At 73.6% G+C, this 18,900-nt stretch carries 12 protein-coding genes; 3 read left to right on the top strand and 9 right to left on the bottom strand.

What is annotated here, in order from left to right; all coding sequences use genetic code 11:
- Positions 1-148 precede the first annotated feature (148 nt).
- The 7 genes from IEZ21_RS22405 to IEZ21_RS22375 all read right to left on the bottom strand — a co-directional run bounded on the left by IEZ21_RS22405 (position 149) and on the right by IEZ21_RS22375 (position 13,775).
- Positions 149-619 carry a TetR/AcrR family transcriptional regulator gene (locus IEZ21_RS22405; protein WP_189323874.1) on the bottom strand — a complete coding sequence of 157 codons (471 nt, stop codon included), beginning with the start codon at positions 617-619 and terminating at the stop codon, positions 149-151.
- Positions 616-1,161: a DinB family protein gene (locus tag IEZ21_RS22400; RefSeq protein ID WP_189323709.1), complete on the bottom strand. Its 546-nt coding sequence runs from the start codon at positions 1,159-1,161 to the stop codon at positions 616-618. The genes IEZ21_RS22405 and IEZ21_RS22400 overlap by 4 nt, the downstream gene beginning before the upstream one ends.
- 159 nt (positions 1,162-1,320) lie before the next feature.
- Entirely contained in the window at positions 1,321-3,069 is a 1,749-nt protein-coding gene (locus tag IEZ21_RS22395) for a hypothetical protein (protein WP_189323708.1), read from the bottom strand.
- Positions 3,066-6,659 (bottom strand): vWA domain-containing protein, encoded by a 3,594-nt coding sequence (locus tag IEZ21_RS22390; protein ID WP_189323707.1) that lies wholly within the window; start codon positions 6,657-6,659, stop codon positions 3,066-3,068. The genes IEZ21_RS22395 and IEZ21_RS22390 overlap by 4 nt, the downstream gene beginning before the upstream one ends.
- Before the next feature lie 5 nt (positions 6,660-6,664).
- The gene (locus IEZ21_RS22385) at positions 6,665-7,834 is read right to left on the bottom strand and encodes an ATP-binding protein (protein ID WP_189323873.1); all 1,170 of its coding nucleotides are present in this window, start codon (positions 7,832-7,834) and stop codon (positions 6,665-6,667) included.
- 35 nt (positions 7,835-7,869) lie between these two features.
- Positions 7,870-12,924, bottom strand: coding sequence for a hypothetical protein (locus tag IEZ21_RS22380; RefSeq protein ID WP_189323706.1), 5,055 nt, complete (start codon positions 12,922-12,924; stop codon positions 7,870-7,872).
- Positions 12,921-13,775 carry a DUF4132 domain-containing protein gene (locus IEZ21_RS22375; protein WP_189323705.1) on the bottom strand — a complete coding sequence of 285 codons (855 nt, stop codon included), beginning with the start codon at positions 13,773-13,775 and terminating at the stop codon, positions 12,921-12,923. Before IEZ21_RS22375 ends, IEZ21_RS22380 begins: the two co-directional genes overlap by 4 nt.
- A 374-nt stretch (positions 13,776-14,149) precedes the next feature.
- Here IEZ21_RS22375 and IEZ21_RS22370 point away from each other — a divergent pair, with 374 nt between their 5' ends.
- Positions 14,150-14,731 (top strand): HD domain-containing protein, encoded by a 582-nt coding sequence (locus IEZ21_RS22370; RefSeq protein ID WP_189323704.1) that lies wholly within the window; start codon positions 14,150-14,152, stop codon positions 14,729-14,731.
- 8 nt (positions 14,732-14,739) lie between these two features.
- Complete coding sequence (locus IEZ21_RS22365) at positions 14,740-15,096, top strand: ASCH domain-containing protein (protein WP_189323703.1); 357 nt, start codon at positions 14,740-14,742, stop codon at positions 15,094-15,096.
- A 69-nt stretch (positions 15,097-15,165) separates the two neighbouring features.
- Here IEZ21_RS22365 and IEZ21_RS22360 read toward each other — a convergent pair whose 3' ends face one another.
- Both IEZ21_RS22360 and IEZ21_RS22355 read right to left on the bottom strand, forming a co-directional pair.
- Positions 15,166-16,419 (bottom strand): SLC13 family permease, encoded by a 1,254-nt coding sequence (locus tag IEZ21_RS22360; RefSeq protein WP_246568019.1) that lies wholly within the window; start codon positions 16,417-16,419, stop codon positions 15,166-15,168.
- 105 nt (positions 16,420-16,524) lie between these two features.
- Positions 16,525-17,643, bottom strand: a complete 1,119-nt coding sequence (locus tag IEZ21_RS22355; protein WP_189323702.1) for a PrpF domain-containing protein — start codon at positions 17,641-17,643, stop codon at positions 16,525-16,527.
- Between the two features lie 172 nt (positions 17,644-17,815).
- Between IEZ21_RS22355 and IEZ21_RS22350 the strand changes: the two genes are divergently transcribed.
- On the top strand, positions 17,816-18,769 hold the full coding sequence (locus IEZ21_RS22350; RefSeq protein ID WP_033329326.1) for a LysR family transcriptional regulator: 954 nt from the start codon (positions 17,816-17,818) through the stop codon (positions 18,767-18,769).
- Positions 18,770-18,900: the final 131 nt, after the last annotated feature.

Here is an 18,900-nt window from a genome sequence, read left to right as displayed (position 1 = left end):
ACCTTTCACGGATTCCCTCTCGCTGCCTTCACCGGAGCCAATGCATACCCCGTCGATGAAGTGACCTCTCGCGGTGAGGTTGAGTGCCTCCACGAACGTTGAACGCGGGGCGTGCCGCGGTGAACCGCCCGGTGTCGGCAGGTGTGGGCTATCGCAGGGCCGCCGCCACCAGTCCGCGGATCTCCTGGGACGACACGGTTCCACCCCCCACCAGGCGGTCGAAGACCAGTCCGTCCACGCAGGTCAGCAGCGTGACGGTGCGGTCCTCGGCGTCATCGTCTGCGACGCCCTGTGCGGCCAGGAAGTCGCGTACGACTTGGCGCCCTGCGTTCTCGCGCGGCACGAGGATCTCCCGCAGCTCGGGGTGGTGCACGCTCTCGAGGGCGCACGCGTAGCGCGCGAGGGAGCGCCGACGGCCGTCTCCCGTGAGCCGGTGCTCGATGAAGGCGGCGATTCCGGCTGCCAGTTCCTCGGCGTCCCGCGGCACGGGTGCCTGCTCTCCGATCGCCTGTAGTTCTGCCTGGTCAAGGGCGACCATGCGCCGGACCAGTGCGGCGAGCAGTGCCTGGCGGGTGCGGTAGTAGGCGGACGTAGGTGTCCTGACGGGGAGCCGGCTCAGCCCATGGTCTTCGCACCGTCCAGGGACTCGCGGATGATGTCGGCGTGCCCCGCGTGCTGGGAGGTCTCGGCGATCACGTGCAGCAGCACCCGGCGGGCCGACCACTGCTTGCCCGGCGCGAACCACGGCGCCGCCGGCAGCGGGTGCGCCGCGTCGAGGTCGGGCAGGGACGCGACCAGTTCGTCGGTACGGCGAGCCACCTCGGCGTAGTTCTCCAGCACCGCCGCCAGCGTCTCGCCGGGCAGCATCCGGAACTCGTCGGCCCGCCGCGCGAAGTCCTCCTCCGTCATGTTCTCGAAGTCGCCCATCGCCGAGGGGCCGTCCATGATGAAGGAGACCCAGTTCCGCTCGACCGAGGTGACGTGCTTGATCAGGCCGCCGATACACAGCTCGCTGGCCGTGGTCCGCAGCCCGGCCTGCTCGTCGGTCAGGCCGTTGGCGGTGAAGCGCAGGAAGTCGCGGTGCTTGCCCAGGGTCTCCAGCAGGTCGGCGCGCTCTCCGGTGAGGGCCGGGGCGAGGGTGGCGGGGGTGTTCTGGGACATGGCGGGTCTCCGTCTCCGTGGGGTGTGTTCCGCGTTCGTGGACCACGTTAGGAGGGATACAGGTCAGATCCTGACCTAAAGGAACGGGAACATCTAAAGGAGCGGGAACCCGCGGCGACCCTCACACCGGCATCGATCACCCTCACGCCGGGACCGCGCTCACCCCCCCCAGGCCTGCGCGCACAGCGTCCGCTCGACCTCGCCGGTATACACGGCCGCCGCCAGCCACGCGCCCGCGAAACGGCCCGAGTCGGACGGCAGGAGCCGCCCGAACGCGTCCCGCGTGCGGTCCGCCGCGGCGGCGTGCAGCTCGTCGAGGAGGTCCCCCGCCGTGCCGAGCCCCGCGCGGCGCAGCCGGGCCCCGTCGCCCGCCGCGCTCCCCGGGAAGGCCAGCACACGGCGACCTCCCGACACGGCCTGGTGGACCCGTCGGCGCAGCAGATGTAGCGGGGCCTCGTCCACGACCGGAGCCGGAGCGGCGGCCGGCGTCTTTGCGGCGGGCAGGTCGGCGTGCTGGAGCCGGTCGAGACCCAGGTCCACCCGGGCGGCCGGGTCGCTCGGGTGCTCGGTGGCCAGCAGCAGCGCGCGGGGGCGCGGTCCGGGTGTCAGCCGGGCGACGACCCGCAGCCCCCTGCCCCCGGCCGTCGCCAGCAGACGCAGATTGTCGCGGTACGGCAGGGCGGGAGCGTCATGAGCCGTGGCCAGCCGCAGCGGCACGCCCGCGCAGTCGGCCAGCAGGCAGTCGCCCGTCGCCTCCCGGACCGTGCCCATGAGCGTCACGTCGAGGAACAGCAGGTCATGGCCGCCGCCGAGAGCCCGCGCCACCTGGTCGGCGACGGGTACGGCCCACAGCCGGTCGAGCGGCTCGCCGCGCCATGCGGCGCCGGACGCGCGCACCGCCCGTACTCCCGCCCCCGCGCCGAGGCGTCCCGTGGGCGAGACGGTGGCGCCCGACACGGCGAGGCCCGCGCGCGCCAGTTCACGGTGTGTCAGGGACGTGTCGCCGATCCGCACGGCACGGTCGGCGGCGCCGGTCGCGCGGCCGGGGCCGCCGGGCGCCACGTCGGACACCGTGTAGAGGCGGCCCTCGGCGTCGGCGGTCCAGGTGACCGCACCCGCGTACCCGGTGGCCGTGAGCACCGGCTCGGAGAACAGGCCGTACAGCCGCAGGGAGCCGTCCGGGCGGTACGGCTGCCGTGCCGTGCCGCGCAGTCCGGCCAGGTCGGGACCCGTGGCGTGGGGGAGGCGGTGGGCCACGCCCAGGGCGCCACCGAGTGTGTCCGCGAGGTCGGCGAGACGGTACGCCGGGTCGGCGGAACGGGCCGCGCGCACCCCGGTGACCACGGAGACCGCGGCGGCCGAGGCGCGAGGGAGACCCGCGAGGCGTGCGGTGTGCGCGGCGCGCAGCAACTCCGCCTGGAGCACGGCGCCGGCCCCGTCCGTGCCGGCCTCCAGGACGGCGGCCGCCGCGGCGAACACCGCACGGGCGGCGACGCGTTCCTCGGGCCCGGCGGTCTCGGCCTCCTTCTCCTCCTGTATTACCTTCTGCGTCTCCTGAGTCGGTTCTGTCGGTTCTGTCGGTTCCGTCGCGTCGTCGGCCACCGGTGCGGCCGAGGCGGCGGCCGCGCGGTGCAGGCAGTCCGGCGCCAGCAGGCACCCGCAGCGGATGGCGTCCGCGCTGGTCACCGTGGGGCCGGGGGCGTGCAGTTCGAGGTCGGTGTCGTCGTCGACGGCGATTCGCACGGTGTCGCCGTCGCGCACCGCCGGACGGGCGGCGAGCTTGGCGACTCCCGCGTCCAGCCGCTTGCGGAGCCGGGGAGACAGCGCCTCGACCAGCTCGGCGGTGACGGACGGGGCGACCGGAGGCAGCCCCGGGCCGGGGCTCTCCGGGGTCGGGTCCGGGCTCATGTGATCTTCTCCCCTACCCAGCGGGCGAGTTCGAGCGGACTGAGGGCGGCCACGGGCATGCCCGCGGCGACGAGCTGACCGGCGACGCCTGTGGAGTAGCGGGGCCGTCCCGTGTCGTCGAGGCTCGCGCAGCCCAGGACGTGACAGCCCGCCCCGACGAGTGCGCGGACCTCGGCGAGGAGCCCGCCGAGCGGATAGCCCTCCTCGAAGTCGCTGACGACCACGACGAGGGTGCGCGAGGGCACCGTGACCAGCTCGCGGGCGTGCCGCAGGCCCGCCGCGATGTGCGTGCCGCCGCCCACGCTGACCTCCAGCAGCAGCGACAGCGGGTCCTCGACGTGCCCGGTGAGGTCGATGACCTCGGTGGAGAAGGCGAGGAAGTGCGTGGACAGGGTCGGCACCCCGGCCAGTACCGACGCGGTGAGCGCGGCCCAGACCGTGGACGCCTCCATGGACCCTGACACGTCCGTGACCAGGATCAGCCGCCAGTCGGCCGACCGCCGCGCGCGCGTGCGGAACACCGGGTGTTCGGGGATGACCTGGATCGTGCCGTCGGGGGTACGGCGCGCGGTCGCCAGGTTGGCGCGCAGCGTGCGGGGCAGGTCGAGGCCGCCGCCCGGACGTCTGCTGGGGCGCGGCAGGGCCGTACCGTGCAGGGCGGGCCGCAGCCGGGTGGCCAGTTCCCGGGTCAGGGCCTCGACCAGCCGCCGGACCAGCGGGCGCAGTGCCGCCAGCCGGGCCTCGGGCAGGCCGCCCGCGTGGCGCAGCACCGTGCGCAATAGGTCGACCGAAGGGCGCACGCTGTCGGCGTCCAGTTCGGCGAGCACGTCCTTGCGGCCCGACGTGGCGGCCGCCGCCAGCACCTCCTCCCGGATACCCGGACCGAACAGCACCGCCAGTTCCTCCGACCACTCCCGCACGCCGGGATACGGCACCTCCCGGCCACCGCCCGAGCCCGGCCCGCTCAGCTCGCCGCGGCTTCCCTCCCCGCGTCCGCTGCCGTACAGCTCGTCCAGCGCGGTCGCCAACGAGGCGGCCGAGGACGGGAGTTGATCCTTCCTACGGCCCAGGACGAGCCGCCAGCGATCCCCGGGGGCGAGCAGAGCGTCCTCGGCCCGAGGTGCCGCGGTCCCGCCCTCGGACGCGGACCCGGCATCCGCCGGGGCCGGCGCGGGCAGCAGCCCCAGCGTCCGCAGGGTCTCGCGAGCGGCGAGGTCCGCCCGCGTCCAGGCGGCGAGCGCGACCGGGTCGATACCGCCGGTGTCCGCGATGTGCGCCACGTCGAGGCGCTCCTCGACGGCCGCCAGCAGGCGGTCGCGGGCGGCGGGGCTGAGGGCGTCGAAGCCGCCGCGCAGCGCCGGGAGCCGGTCGAGGAACTCCCGGTCGGGCAGCTCCGAGACCCGGTCGAGCAGGGGCTCCAGCGCGGGCGCCGCGGCCTCCAGCAGGGGTCCGGCGGCGGTCAGCAGCCCGCCGAGCCGCGCGGTGAGCGCGGCCCGCGAGTCCGGGTCGACGGCCGAGTCGACCCAGGAGGCCACCCGGTCCCCGAACACCCGCGGATCCTCCTGCCCGAGCAGCACGCGTACGGCCCCGGCAGCACCGCGCATCAGCGGGGAGCCGTCGGCGGCCAGCCGGGCGAGGGCGTCGGTGAGCCGGATACCGCCCAGCACGTCGGCGCGGTGGGCCAGTTCGAGCAGGGCGTGGGCGTCCGCCGGGTCCTCGGAGCCGGTCAGGCCGTCCACCTGGCGTACCGCCGCCGACGTGAGCAGCCCGGCCACGGCCGCCGCCCGCGCCGTACGGTCCTCGTCGTCGCCGAGACCGGGGATGTGACCGGCCCGCAGCCGGTCCAACAGGGCCAGTCCGGCAAGCAGTTCGGGCAGGGTGCCGCCGAGAGGGAGTACCTCGGCGATGTCGGTGAGCCGCTCGTCCGCGAGCGCGGTCAGACCGCTCTCGGCGGCCCCGGCCAGCCCGTCGAGAGCCTGCGCGGCCGTCGGCCCGCCCTCGTCCTCCTCCAGGCGCCGCCGCTCGCGCAGCACCCCTTCGGCGGCCTGGGCGGCGGTGACCCCGCGCACGCCGGCCGCGGTGAGCATGGCCGCCGTCGCGGGCGTCCAGCGCACCTCCCAGCGCGAGGTGACCGCCTCGGCACCCCCCGCGCCGACGACCTCCTTCGCCTCCCCGTACGGCACCCCGCACACCGTCAGCCGGCGCAGCAGCAGCTCGCGGCGCCGGTCGAGGTCGGACCGCAGCGGGTCCAGACGCAGGTCCCGCGCCGCACCGGGCACCCCGTCCGCCGGTCCGGGCAGGCCCAGTTCCGCCGCCTCGGCCTCCACCGCGGGGGCCAGACCGCAGCGCGGCGCGTCCGGTGCGGGCCGCCCGGTGCGGGTGCCGACGAGCACCCTCTCCATCGCCCGCGCCACGGCCCGCCCCCGCCCGTACGGCTCACCCTGCGTCAGGACCGTCTGCACGGCCTCCACCAGCTCACCCCGACCCGCCGCGGGCAGCCCGCGCAGCCGGGCCAGGTCGGAGGCGAGCCGGACGATCTCCCGCGCGTCGGCGGGCCCCGACGGGTGACCGAGGCTCCGCAGCTCGGCACAGACGCGGACGGCCGCCCGCGTCAACGCCTCTTCCAGCGCCTCGGGATCCCCCGCCGCGCGCAGGACCATGTCCTGCCACTCCGGGTCCCGGATGCCCGCCGGATAGCCGGACCGCTCGTCCAGCAGGGCGTAGGTGTAGGGGATGAGGGACGTGGTCCACGCGGGGCGGTTCGCGTCGGCGACCTCCCCGGTCTCCCCAGTCTCCCCGGCCCGTGCGGCCTCCCTGGTCTTCCCGGCCTGTGCGGCCTCCTCCGCGTGCTGCCCCGTCAGCGCCGGGGCGTGAAAGGCCCCGAGCACCACGGCGGCCCGCTCCCCGCCCGCGGTGGCCTCCGCGAGCCGCGCCCGCATCCACCGCTCCCGCCGCAGATCCAGCTCGGGCACGCCGCCCGCCGCGGCCGCGTCCTCGCGCAGCGCCCAGCCGGTGAGCAGGGCAGCCCGGCGCAGGGCCTCCGGCGGGGAGCCCGGCGCGGTGGCCTCGACGAGCCGGTCCCACAGGTCGTCCCCGGGACGGCCGCTCAGCCCGGACCGCAGCGCGGCGGCCAGCCCGGGCCCGCCGTCGCCCGGTGCCGGAGCGGCGGCCCGGCCCTCGCCCCAGGCCCGGTCGGCGAGCGGCAGATCGCAGGCGATCACCGGCACGCCCTGCAGGCCCGCCCAGCGCACGGCGGCCAGCTCGGGCGAGAAGTCCGCGAACGGATAGAACGCCGGTCCCCCGCCGCCGCTCCCGTCACCGGGGGCGGCGGCGAGCGCGACCGGGGCCCGCGTCTCCTCGTGCCCGAGCCACGGCAGCCACTCCTGCATCTCGGCCGGCAGCTCGACGAGCAGCACGTCCGGCTTCGCCTCGTCCAGCAGCGCGGGCATGGCCGCGGCCAGGGACGGCGCGTGATGCCGTACACCGACGAGATAGGGCGCCTCAGGGCTGGTCAAGGCGGCGAGAGCCTCGTCGGGTGAGCCCGGACCGGGGCCGGCCGCGACCGGCGTGAGGCGGGGGGAGAGGGACACGGCCGTCAGCCCTCCAGGACCGTACGGAGGTCCCACAGGGTGCGCCAGGTGGCGGAACCCTGTTCCGCGCGGCGGCGGACGGGACCGTCCCAGTAGCCGCGCAGCCGGGCCGCGTCGGCGGGGTCGTCCTTGCGGACCACGCCCAGGAGGTGCCCCGGCAGCAGGCCGAGCACGTCACGGTCCCCCGGGAAGTAGGCCGCAGCGAGAGCCAGCGCTCCCGCCACGGACACGGCCTCGGCAGTGCTCATCACTGTGGAGGGCCGCTCCACCTCCCAGCCCTCCGCCGACCGGCCCTCGCGTAGATCCCGGAAGGCCGTCACCAGCGCCTCCAGCACCGCGTCGTCGACATGGAACGGCGCCCCGGCCCGCTCCACGGACGCCCGCGCCTGGCTGCGCACCAGCGCCGTCTCGGCGTCGAGGTCCGGGATGGGCCCGACCGTCTCGAAGTTGAAGCGGCGCTTGAGGGCCGCGGACATCTCCGAGACCCCCTTGTCACGCAGGTTGGCCGTGGCGATGAGGTTGAAACCGGGCGCCGCGTGCGCCAACGCGTCCTCCGACCCCGCCAGTTCGGGTACGGAGATACGCCGCTCGGAGAGCAACGACACCAGGGAGTCCTGCACCTCGGGCAGACAGCGGGTGACCTCCTCGACCCGCGCGATACCGCCCCGGCGCATGGCGGTCAGCACCGGCGAGGGCACCAGCGCCTGCGGGCTCGGCCCCTGCGCCAGCAACAGGGCGTAGTTCCAGCCGTACTTGAGCTGGTCCTCCGTGGTGCCCGCGGTGCCCTGCACGACCAGGCCGCTGGTGCCGCACACGGCGGCCGACAGCAGCTCCGACAGCATGGACTTGGCGGTACCGGGCTCGCCGACGAGCAGCAGACCGCGCTCGCCCGCGAGGGTCACCACGCACCGCTCGACCAGGGCCCGGTCGCCCACGAACTTGCCCTCGATCACGAGCCGGCGCGGTGCCCCGTCGGCCGTCTCGGCACCGTCGGGCAGCTTCAGGGCCCGCCCGTCGCTGCCCATGACGAACGTGACGACCGCGCGCGGGGTCAGCCGCCAGGCGGGCGGACGCGGCCCGTCGTCGTACGCGGCGAGGAAGGCCAGCTCGGTGGCGTGCAGATCCTCGCGCGGGACGATCTGGCGGGCCGGGGCGGGGGACAGGGTGGTCGTCATCGGCGCGTGTTCTTCCAGGTACGGGGGGACGGTGGTCATCGGCTGCGGCCCTTGCGGGTGGCGCGGGTGGTGAGTTCCTCGTAGGCCGGGGCGTCACCGGCGCGGACACGGTCCCACGCGCGCGTGAACAGCTCGGGCACGGGCACCAGAGGCACCGCACGGGAGTGCCCGGGCACCGGGTAGAGGCCCTCCTTCCACACCTCGACCGGCAGCGCGGGCGCCTTGAGATCGAGCCAGCCGCACGGCAGGAACAGGGTGCGCCCGGCGCGCGGCCGCTTGGCCTCCACGACCAGGTCCGTGGCCGTGAGTTCGGCACGGGCCTTCTTCATGCGGGCGGGCTTCCAGCCGGTCCAGCGGGTGCAGTTGCGGTCCGTGGGGTCGGGCAGGGCGAGCAACTGGAGGTAGAGCGCCGCCGCGTCCTCGCTCAGACCATGTGCCCCGGCGACCTCCGCCACCAGCTCCGGCACGGTGACCATCGGGTCCTGGGCGTGCCCGACGGGCCCGCCGGGCCGGTCGGATTCCCGGGGGCCGATGCCTGCGGCGAGGGCGCGGGCGAGGTCGTCGCCGAGGAGGGTCCGCAGTGCCCGCAGCCCGCTGCCGCGTCCGGGTCCGGCCAGGCCCTCGACGAGCCCGAACACGGTGTCGTCGGCCCCGGTCAGCCCGGCCGGGCGGACCAGGACCGCCTCCTGATCCTGGTGCCAGGGGCGCAGCACCAGCGCGTCACCCAGGCGCGTCAGACCGTCCGCGCCGGTGCCGCCGGTGGCGGGCATGCCGTACGCCTTGCGCAGTCCGGGCGCGGTCGTGCCCTTCTCCGCCCAGGTGACGTCGAGATCGAGCAGCAGCCCCGGGTCCGTGAGGCGGCGGCGCACCGCGGCGAGCCCCTCGGGCAGGGCGGCGCGCAGCGGATGGCCGTACGGCAGGGTGTAGGCGAGCCCGGCCAGGGAGGCCACGGCGTTCGTCAGCTGGTAGCGGCTGGGCAGCGCCCGCACGTCGTCGGGGACGAGGTCGCCGTTCTTGCCGGTCCGCTGGACGGTGGTGCGGCTGATCCAGGGCGTGCGGGTCGGGTTGAGCACGTCCTCGACCGAGCCGATGGACACCCCGGCGAGTTCGACATCGGCGGCGATGTCCTCGGGGAGCCGGACGAACCCGCCGAACCGCTCCTCCCACACACGTCCCGCGGCCGCCGTGTCCGGACCGGCGGTCCACAGGTCACCCGGGCTGTCGGGCAGCAGGGCACCGACGAGGGCAGGTCCGTCGCCGAGCCGGAAGGATGCCAGCATGCCGTCGCCGAAGGCCTTCTGGCGGGGCTTCAGCCCGATCGTCGCGAGCGCGTCCGTGGCCACCTCCTCCGGCTGGCCGGCCAGCAGCAGCGCCGACTGCACGGGACCGAGCGCGCCGCCGGTCGCGGCGGTGAGCGCGTCCGGCGCGTCCGGCTGCCAGGGGGCGGCGCCCTTGTCCCGGATCAGCTTGGTGACGGCGGTCAGCGCGGTCGCGGGGAACACCGCCGGGTGCGCGGTCTCCCGTTCCAGCACAAAGTGGGCGATCGCGCCGAACGCGCCGGACGGATCGTGGTCCAGGGCCAGCCAGTGCACGCGCCCGTTCGCCCGGTCCACCTGCTGGCAGCCGAGCACTACGACGGTACGGCCGTCCCGGCGCAGCACCTGGCCGAGGCGCTCGTGGTTGTCCTGCGGCTCGCTCAGCACGATCTCCCGCAGCGCGGCGCCGTCGGCCGCGGCCAGCCGCCCGTCCGCGATCACCTCGAACAGCACCAGGAGGGCCTCCCGGTGAGCGTCGGACACGACCGGGGAGGCGGCGCGGTAGGCGAGCGGCCGCAGCACGTCGAGCAGAGAAGGCCACAGCACCCCGATGGCCGGAATGGTGAACTCGTCACTCCGCCAGCCCTCGGCGGCCCCCGTCGTGCGGGAGCGCTCGGGCAGCGGCCTGCCGTCGGCGGGCTTGCCGGACAGCACGTGGTTCACGGCGCGGATCTGCCGGACGGCGTTCCACACTTGCCCGCCGCCCCACCAGCCCTGCTGACGGGCGAGGCCCTTGGTGGCCTCCCGTAGCGTCTTGTCGTCGGCGTGCCGGGGGCTGTAGTCGAGATACATGCCCGCGACGCGCTGCCGTTCCAGGGGCTTCTGCTCCACCGGCGAGGCCACGAACGCGGCGGTCGACTCCGCGAGCCGCAGCACCGCCCGCACCAGGGCGGAGACACCGGTGAGCAGGTGCGGCTCGGTGAGATCCGGCAGGCAACGGGAGACCGTCCCGCGCAGTACCTCGTCGGAGCTGGGAAGGGCAGGGGCGGCCGGGGCGGGGTTTCCAGCCCCAGCGGGATTCCCCGCCGTAGCAGCCTCGGCCGCCTTGGCCGCGGCCCACCGCACGGCATGCTCGGCGAGCGCCTCCGCCCCGGCGTGCAGCACCGTGGCAGCCTGCTCGTCGGTCAGTGCCCGCAGGACCGCGGACGCCGCCTCGTCCCGTGGCCGCATCGCGTGCCAGAAGTCGACCGGCGGGACGAGCCGCGTGCCGGCGGCGAACTGGCCGCCCCGCTCCAGCGGGGTGACGCGCCCCGACTCCCCGAGCTCGGAGGCGCCCTGGGCCGTGTAGAAGGCGATCCCCCGGTGCAGGCTGACGACGACGGGTTCGGCCCCTCCGGGGAGCCGCAGCGCGCCGACCGGCACGCCCCGCGCGACGCCGTCGCGGCCCTTCGGCAGGGAGACCGTGCGTCCGTCCGGTGTGCCGGCGGTGGTGCGGGCCTCGGCGCCCTCGCCCTCCTCGCGCACCCAGCGCCCGAGGACCGTGCCGTCCGTGCCGAACGGGCTGTGCTCCAGACCGGGCTGGAGCGGCAGCACCGCACAGTGCTGCTGGAGCAGGGCGGCGTCCTCGCGGATGCCCGTCTGCAGGAACGCGGGCAGCGAGGCGCGCCCGTGCGTGCCGGTGGCGGGGTCGTACTCCAGCCACACGTGCTTGCGTCCCTGCCGGCCCTCACGCCAGTACGAGGTGCCGTCGCCGAGGATGCGGCGGCTCGGCGGCAGGACGGTGTCGCCGGTGTGCAACGTGCGCCCGCCGGTGGCCCGGCCGCCTCCGGGCAGCGGGATCGACGGTTCGCCTGCGTCGTTGGCGCCGTACCAGTGGGCGAGCTGTTCGCCGCCGAGGGAGAAGGTGTCGGCCGGGCGGGCCGACCAGTAGCCCAACTGCTTGCTGCCGTCCCGCCATGTCACCAGCAGTTCGCCGTCGGTGAAGCGGAACGACGGACGCTGCCAGCGGTCCAGGCCGTCGGGCAGCCGCAGATCGTGTTCGAGGAGGATGCCCTCCGGGCCGACGACGATCACCTTGTGCTTGCGGGCCAGGATCAGCGCGGGCCAGGCCTCCTCGACACGCAGGTTGTCGTCGCGGTCGCGCTTGGTCTCGGCGTCCAGCCGCCCGAGCGCCTCCTCCAGGGCGGGCCAGCCCAGTTCGTCCGGGATGCCGGCGCGCAGCGTACGGCCGAGCAGCGGCGCGACCTCGTGCGCGGCGACCTTGGCGACGGCGGCGGGGCTGATCCGGTCCGCGATGGTGCGGAACGGGCGCAGCTTGTCCAGCGCCGCGTGCGCGGAGGGCAGACCGGCCGCGGCGGTCAGCTCCTCGGCCGCGTCCTCCAGCCACTCGCGCAGCACGTCGGCGAGTACGGGATGCCCTGCCAGCCCTTCCAGCAGTGGCGCGTCGGGCCGGTGGCCGCTGAGGGTGCCGACGGACACATACAGCAGCCGGCGGTGGCGCGGGTCCGCCGCGATGGCTGTCAGCTCGCGCCGCCCCGGCGCGGTGTCCTTCAGCCACTGGCTCAGGGGGAGGAAGACGTTCTGGCCGACGCCGGGCAACGTCAGCGGCACGCCCTCCGTCAGGCACAGGTCGAGGAGGTCCAGGTCGGCTCCGGCGTGCCAGCGGCCGGTGAAGAGGTCCACGGGCCGTCCGTCGTCACGCAGCCGCGAGGCCATTCGCTCGACGAGCGCCATCGTGGCCGGCGACCGGCCGCTGACCGAGGAGCCGTGCTTGCGGTGCAGGGACCAGCGGCTGAGCCAGTCCGCCGCGTCGACGTCGGAATCGGCCTCTGCGGTGAGGAGCAGATCCGCGCCGCACTCGGTGAGGAGCGCCAGCCAGAACTCGTCGTCCTGTGTGGAGCGGCCCAGGCCGGACGGCATGATCTCCAGAAGCCGGGTGCGCACGGCGGGCTGCTGCTCGGCCAGCAGCACCAACGTCGCCCGGTAGGTGTTCCAGAAGGACGCGGGCGCCCGGACCGCCGCCGGCGAGGCGATCAGGTCGGCGACCAGCGCGCACTCCTCGGCGATCCGGTCCAGGCCCGCTGCCTTGATCAGCCCGCGCGCGTCCTGCGGCAGCGAGGCGTAAGGCGGCATGCCGGCCGCGCACCGCTCCACCGTGAGCTGGCGGAACTGGGACCAGGCCTCGGCGGGGCTGAGGCGTGCCGCGAGAGCCTTGACGTGCTCCTTGAGTGCCTTCACGGTCAGCGCCCCGGCGAACGCGAACTCCAGGAAGACGGCCCGCTGCCGCTCCTCGTCCACGACCAGCGCGTGCACCCGCTCGGCCTCGCGGGCCTTGCCGAAGAACGCGGCGGCGTACGTGGTGTTCTCGTGCTGGAGGAAGACGCGGGCGGCCTGCTCGTAGAAGGTGGGCAGGAAGTGCGGCACGGACCGGCCGAGCCGTTCACCGAGCGCCTCGAAGCCCTCCTTGGCGGTGCCGGGGCGGGACTTGGCCTGCCGCGAGAGCCGCTCGACGTCCTTGACGAGGGCCAGCGCGTGATGGCCGTTCGCCGGGTCGTTGACCAGCGCCCAGGCGGGGAAGCCGAGCGTCTCCCGGCGTACCTGTCCGACCTCGGGCGTCTCCGGCTCCCGGACCAGGCCGAGGAAGTCCAGGGCCAGGTCCTCCGCCTCGCCGAGCGTGCCCGGCACCAGCCGCACGATCTTCCGCTCGTCCAGCGCGGGATGCGTGTACGTGCGCGCGGTGAGGACGTCGGCGTCCTCGCGGCCGGTGGTGCCCGGCGGCAGGACCGCGCCGGCGTCGAGCAGTACCGCGGAAGTGGTCTCGTCGTACGTCGTCATGCCGCCTGCTCCTCGTCCTCGATGTTCCGCCCGGCGTACAGCGAGGCCGCCATGCGCATGCCCTCCGACCAGGCCACCGGTCCGACCTGACCGACCTTGAGGGCCTGGCCGGCCGGGTCGGTGAAGGTCAGGGGACCGGTCTCGGTCTCCTCGTAGCCTTCGTAGTCGCCGATCCACACCCGGGCCTCGACGCCCCGGCCGTCCTCCAGGACGGAGCAGACGGCGTTCCCGCCGCGCACGCGATAGCCGAGCTGGGCCGCCCTGCCGTGCAGGAAACGCAGTTCCTTGAAGGCGCCGCCCGCGTACTCCTCGACGGAGGTGCCCTCGGTGTCGAGCGCGGCGGGCCGCTGCCAGACCTCGCGGAACAGTTGCTGGGCGCGCTGCTCGACGCCGAGTTCGACGGCGAACTCCCGCAGGTCCTCCAGGTCTTCGAGGAGCACCGGGTGCGGAAGGCGGACCATGCCGGGGGTGATGCGGACGGTGTCGCCGTCGAGGTCGACCAGGCCGAGGCCGCGCTCGGGGTCGGCGTCCCGCAGGAATCCGGCCACTTCGCCGTCCTCCCCGGTGACGACGAGGTCGCGCAGTGCCGCCTGCCACGCCGGGTCGGGCCACACCCGCGCGAGGACGGCGAACGGCACCGGAAGGGAGCGCACCATCCAGCGCTCCACGTCGGTCAGGCACCGGTGTTCGTGCCGTTCCAGCCATTCGACGAGCTGACGCAGGCCCATCACGGCCGGATCGTCGGCGATTTTGGGCGGCACGGACTTCAACCGCCTCCCCGCCGCGTTGCGGCACACCACCTTGCCGTCCTCTAGGGCAACTTCATAGTCGCCGGCCGACACCCACCCCATGTGTGCCTCCTGCACCCGCAGCGATCAAGTGACCGGAACTCTAGATCAGGCCACTGACAACAGGTCCCGACGGGAGACGATGTGGCTGATGCTGTGCGAACTGGCAACGCCCTTGCCCGCCTTCACCGCGGGCCGGACCGTCCTGCTCGGTCGCGAGCCCACGATCCATCAGTGCTCCACAGCTCGACGGCTGTTACGCGTCCGTCGTCGCCGCGCTCCGCTGCGGATGCGGTCACAGCAGACCGTGCCCTGCGCGACCGGCTGCCTGTGATGTTGGATAGCCGGGAGCTGGAGAGCATCCGGTACGCGATCCTCCCCCACTGCCTTAAGGGCGTGGGAGGTACCCCCAGCCGAGGCGTGAGAGGAGCCCAACGGTGGCCGAAGACCTGTCCGCGGTGGCGCGCTTCCTGTACGAGGCGGGGACGTTGAAGCAGACCAAGCGCACCGGCTGGTGGATGGCCGGCGTACGCGACCCGGAGTCGGTGGCAGAGCACTCCTGGCGTACAGCTCTGCTTGCGACGATCATCGCGAAGCTCGAAGGCGCCGATCCCGCGCGGGCCGCGTACCTCGCAGTGTGGCACGACTCCCAGGAGACGCGGACCGGTGACGTGAACCACCTCGGAAAGAAGTACGCCACCGAGGCAAACCCACAGGCGGTCACCGCCGACCAGGTCGCCGGCATGCCCGAGATCCTGGCCTCGGCCGTACGAGAACTCGTCGCCGAGTACGAGGCGAAGGAGTCCGCCGAGGCGATCTGCGCCCGGGACGCCGACAAGCTGGAGTGCATGATCCAGGGCATCGAGTACAAGGCCCAGGGCTACGAGAACGCACAGCGGTGGATCGACAACAGCCGCAGCCGGCTCACCACGAAGTCGGCCAACGAACTCGCCGACGCGGTGCTGGCGACCGGGTCCCTGGACTGGCTGCGTACGGCACTCGGTGAGAGGCAGAGCTGACCTACGCCATGACCGACAGCACCGCCCGCGTCCGCGAACTCAACCTCTACCGCCAGTACTTCGACCTCGTCGCCGCGGGCACCAAGACCATCGAGGTGCGGGTGAAATACCCGCACCTCGCCGACCTCGCCGCAGGCGATGTCATCCGCTTCCGCATCAAGGGCACCGACGAGACCTGCGAGGTCAAGGTCAAACGGGTCACCGAGTACCCCGACTTCGAGACCCTGCTCGACGGCGAGGGACCCGCCAACGTCAACCCGACCGCCACCCGCGACCAACAGCTCGCCAACATCCGCGCCATCTACCCGCCGGAAAAGGAAAGGCTCGGCGCCCTCGCTATCGAAATCGAAGGCGCCACTCCGTAAGCGCGAGTACGGAGGACGCCGTGCGTGGTCGTGCTCGGCGCCCTCCGCTGTCCGTCGTCGGTCTTTGCGCTATGACCAGGGCAGGACCAGGGCGCCCCAGGCGACGACGGGGCCGAGGGCGACGATTCCGCCGGTGTAGCCGATGACCTGGCGGTAGAAGCGGCGGGTGTCCACTCCGCGGGCGTTGCTGAGGACGAGTGCGCCGTTGGTGGAGAAGGGAGAGGTGTCGACGATGGTCGTGGAGACGGCGAGCGCGGCGATCAGTCCGGCGGCGCTGAGGTGGCTGGAGAGCAGCAGCGGTACGGCGATGGGGATGATCGCTGTGAGAATCGCGGTGGAGGAGGCGAAGGCGGAGGTGATGGCCACGGTGAAGCACAGCAGCAGGGCGACGACGACCGGGGCGCCGAGGCCCGCCGCGTGTCCGGAGATCTCCTCGATGATGCCGGCCTTCTCCAGCATGGCGATGTACGTCATCATGCCCGCGACCAGAAGCAGGGTGGACCAGCTGACGCCGTCCACGGCCTTCTCCTGCCGCTTCATGTCCACCAGGGCCAGCAGCGCGCCGGCAGCCAGCGCAAGGAAGCCGATCTCCAACTGGAAGCCGAGCGCGCCGACGACGAGGGCCACCAGACAGGCGAGGGTGAGCCACTGCCGCCAGTCGGGCCTGCCGGAGACAGCGAGGTCCTCGTCGTCGGCTGCCTCCGCGGCGCCCTCGACCAGCGGGGCGGGACGCTTGGCGAGCAGGGCGTAGGTGATGATCGAGAGCACCAGGTTGATCACGAAGCTGGCGCTGAACAGCGCCACTGCGGAGACCTGCAGATCGGTCTTGTCGACGAGGCCGAGCACCAGCGCACCGGAGACGGCCAGCGGGGAGAACGCGCCCGCGTGCCCGCCGCTGATCACCATCATGCCGACGACCAGAGGGTTGAGCTTGTAGCGGTAGGCGAAGTTCATGCCGATCGGCGCGAGGATCGCGACCGCGGCCGGGGTGAACGTACCGAACGCCGTCAGCAGGGCGGCCACCAGGAACAGCACCCAGGGGATGAGCTCTACCTTGCCGCGTACCAGCCGCACCCCCGCCGCGACGAGCCAGTCGATGGTGCCGTTGCGGCGGGCGACGGAGAACAGGTAGGTGACTCCGACGATGGTGACGAAGAGCTTCGCCGGGAACCCCTCGAAGATCTCGTCCTCGGTGAGGCCGAGCGAGGCGGTGCCGACCGCGAAGGTGGCGACGAAGGCGAGGATGCCCAGGTTGATCGGCAGCACGGTGCCGACCACGAACATCACCAGCAGCGCGCCTATGGAGATCACTTCAGCAGACATCTTTGTCCTTGGGGCGAGGGAACGGGGGGCGCGCCACGAGGGCGCGAGGGTATCCCGGTGCGGACGGCTGGGAGCCGGCCTGACCGAGGTGATGTTCGTCGTGGCTCAGGCGGCTTGCGGGCTGCCTGCTTCCGGTACGTAGATTCGGGCGTCGGCGAGCAGACGGGCCGCGCGCTGCACGGTGACCCGGTGCGGCAGGCCGTCCCTCACATCGGTGCAGCGGACCGCGACGACGCCGGCGGGCGTGCCGAGGCGCAACCACTCGTCGGTCGGGCCGCCCGTGGTCCGAGAGACCACGGACCCCTGCAGCAGCCCGGCCGCCGCGACGGCGACGGCAGAGGTCAGGCCGATCGCGGAGTGCGGGGCGTTCATGGTGAGCATGCGCACCGACACGTCGTAGTCCTCGGCACCGATCGACTCACCGAGGGTGGTGGTGTACGGCACCGGCGGCCCGACCAGGCCCACCTTGGGCACCGCGTCGCCCGGTTCCCCGCCCGGCTGGAGCAGCCCCATCAGGGGTGCGGCGGTATGACGGACGGTGCGCAGCCAGGGGACGTCTGCGCTCATCCGCTCCAGTGACTCGGCACCGGTACGCCCGGCACTGGCGGCGTCGACAAGGACGACCGGAGCTCCTGCGGTCACCATGCTCACGCGTACCGGCTCGGCGGCGCCGACCCGCAGGTCCTGGGCGGCCTGGCCGGTGGGGAGCAGTAAGGCAGTGGTACCGGCGGGGTTGCGGAAGGTGAGGCCGACCGCGACCCCGCCGGCACGGGTGCCCGGTACCGTCTGGCGGCCGAAGTGGTGCACCACGCCTCCGGGGGTGTCGACGGTCCCTTCGAGGACCGCGCCGGTATTGGTGTTGCGCATCACCACGCGCGTCCGGTCGCCGGTGACCGGAACCATTCCTTTGCTCACCGCGTACAGGGCGACGCCGGTGGCGCAGTTGCCGCAGTTGCTCGTCCACTCCACCGAACCCGTCCCGATGCCGACTTGGGCGAACAGGTAGTCGACGTCGACGCCAGGCTGGGACGAGGCGCTGACCACGGCTGCTTTCGAGGTGGTGGGGGTCGCCCCGCCCACCCCGTCCAGTTCCACGGGGTCGGTGGCGCCGTAAGCGGCGACCAGCAGCCTTTCGAGGTCGCCACGGTCGGCAGGGACTTCGACCTGGTTGAACAGCCAGCACTTGCTTGTGCCGCCACGTACCAGGGTCGCGGGAATGTGCACGTCTGAGGCTCTTCCTGGGTCAACGGAGGGGAGGGAAAAGGGCCGAGAAGCGGTTACGGGCGCATTGCGGGCCGGTGAACCGCTCGGCGATTGCGGAGACCTTCGCAGAGGCATGACTTCGGAACAATCGCAGTTCGCTTCACCTGGGTTTAGCTCAGCTAAAGTCGACGGCATGCTCAACGTGCGTCGCCTGCTGCTGCTCACCGAGGCCACCGAACGCGGTTCACTCACTGCCGCGGCGGAAGCCCTCGGCATGACCACCTCCGCCGCCTCCCAGCAGATGTCCCTGCTGGAGCAGGAGGCAGGGCAGCCCCTCATCGAGCGGCTGCCACGCGGTATCCGCCCCACCCCGGCGGGTGCCGCGCTGGCCGAACGCGGTCAGGCCATCCGCCGGGAGCTCCGTGCCGCCCAGGCCGACCTGGACTCCTTCACCGCCCTCGACCAGGGCACCTTGCGGCTCGGTTCCTTCCCCACGGCGAGCGCGTCCCTGCTGCCGCTGGCGCTCACGCGTTTCCGACGCCGCCACGCCGGCATCCGCATCGAGGTACGCGCCGGAGTCCTCGCGGAGCTCAGGGAGATGCTGCACACCGGCGAGGTGGAGCAGGGGCTGCTCTGGGACTACGAATGGAACCGCTTCGACGATCCGGCGCTCGCCCTCACCCACCTGCTGGACGACCCCACGGTGCTGGTCGTCCCTGCCGACTCACCCCTGCGCACACATCCCTCCGTGCGCCTCGGCGACCTCGCCGACCAGGAGTGGATCATCCGCGCCGACAACCACCCCGTCGCCGACGTCCTGCGCCGAAGCTGTCGCCAGGCGGGATTCGAGCCGCGCATCGCCTACTCATCGCACGACTATCAGGAGGCGCAGGCCATGGTCGCCGCCGGTCTCGGCATCGCGCTCGCACCCCGCCTGGCCCTCACCAGCCGACGCAGCGACGTACGCCTCCTGCCGTTCGCCTCCGACGTCCCGGCCCCCACCCGCCGCATCCTCCTCGCACGCGCCGCAGCACGCCCCGCCACCCCACCCGCCCAGGCGATGGCCCGCGTCCTGCGCACGGTGGCGCAGCGATTCACCGCCCCAGGCCTGCACCGGGCCCAACTCGGGGCGGTCCGGCGGGGCTGACGGTGCGGCCACGAGCTGCGCCTCCAAGCAGCGGTTCGCACTGGTCGTCGAGCAACACCCGGCGCCGCGGGTCTGAGTGCATGCCGGCCACCGAATGATGTCGCCCGTGTGCCGCTCGCATCCTGCTCTGC

This window comes from Streptomyces flaveus, assembly GCF_014647675.1.
Lineage (GTDB): Bacteria > Actinomycetota > Actinomycetes > Streptomycetales > Streptomycetaceae > Streptomyces > Streptomyces flaveus.
This window is presented reverse-complemented; position numbering and strand designations above follow the sequence as displayed.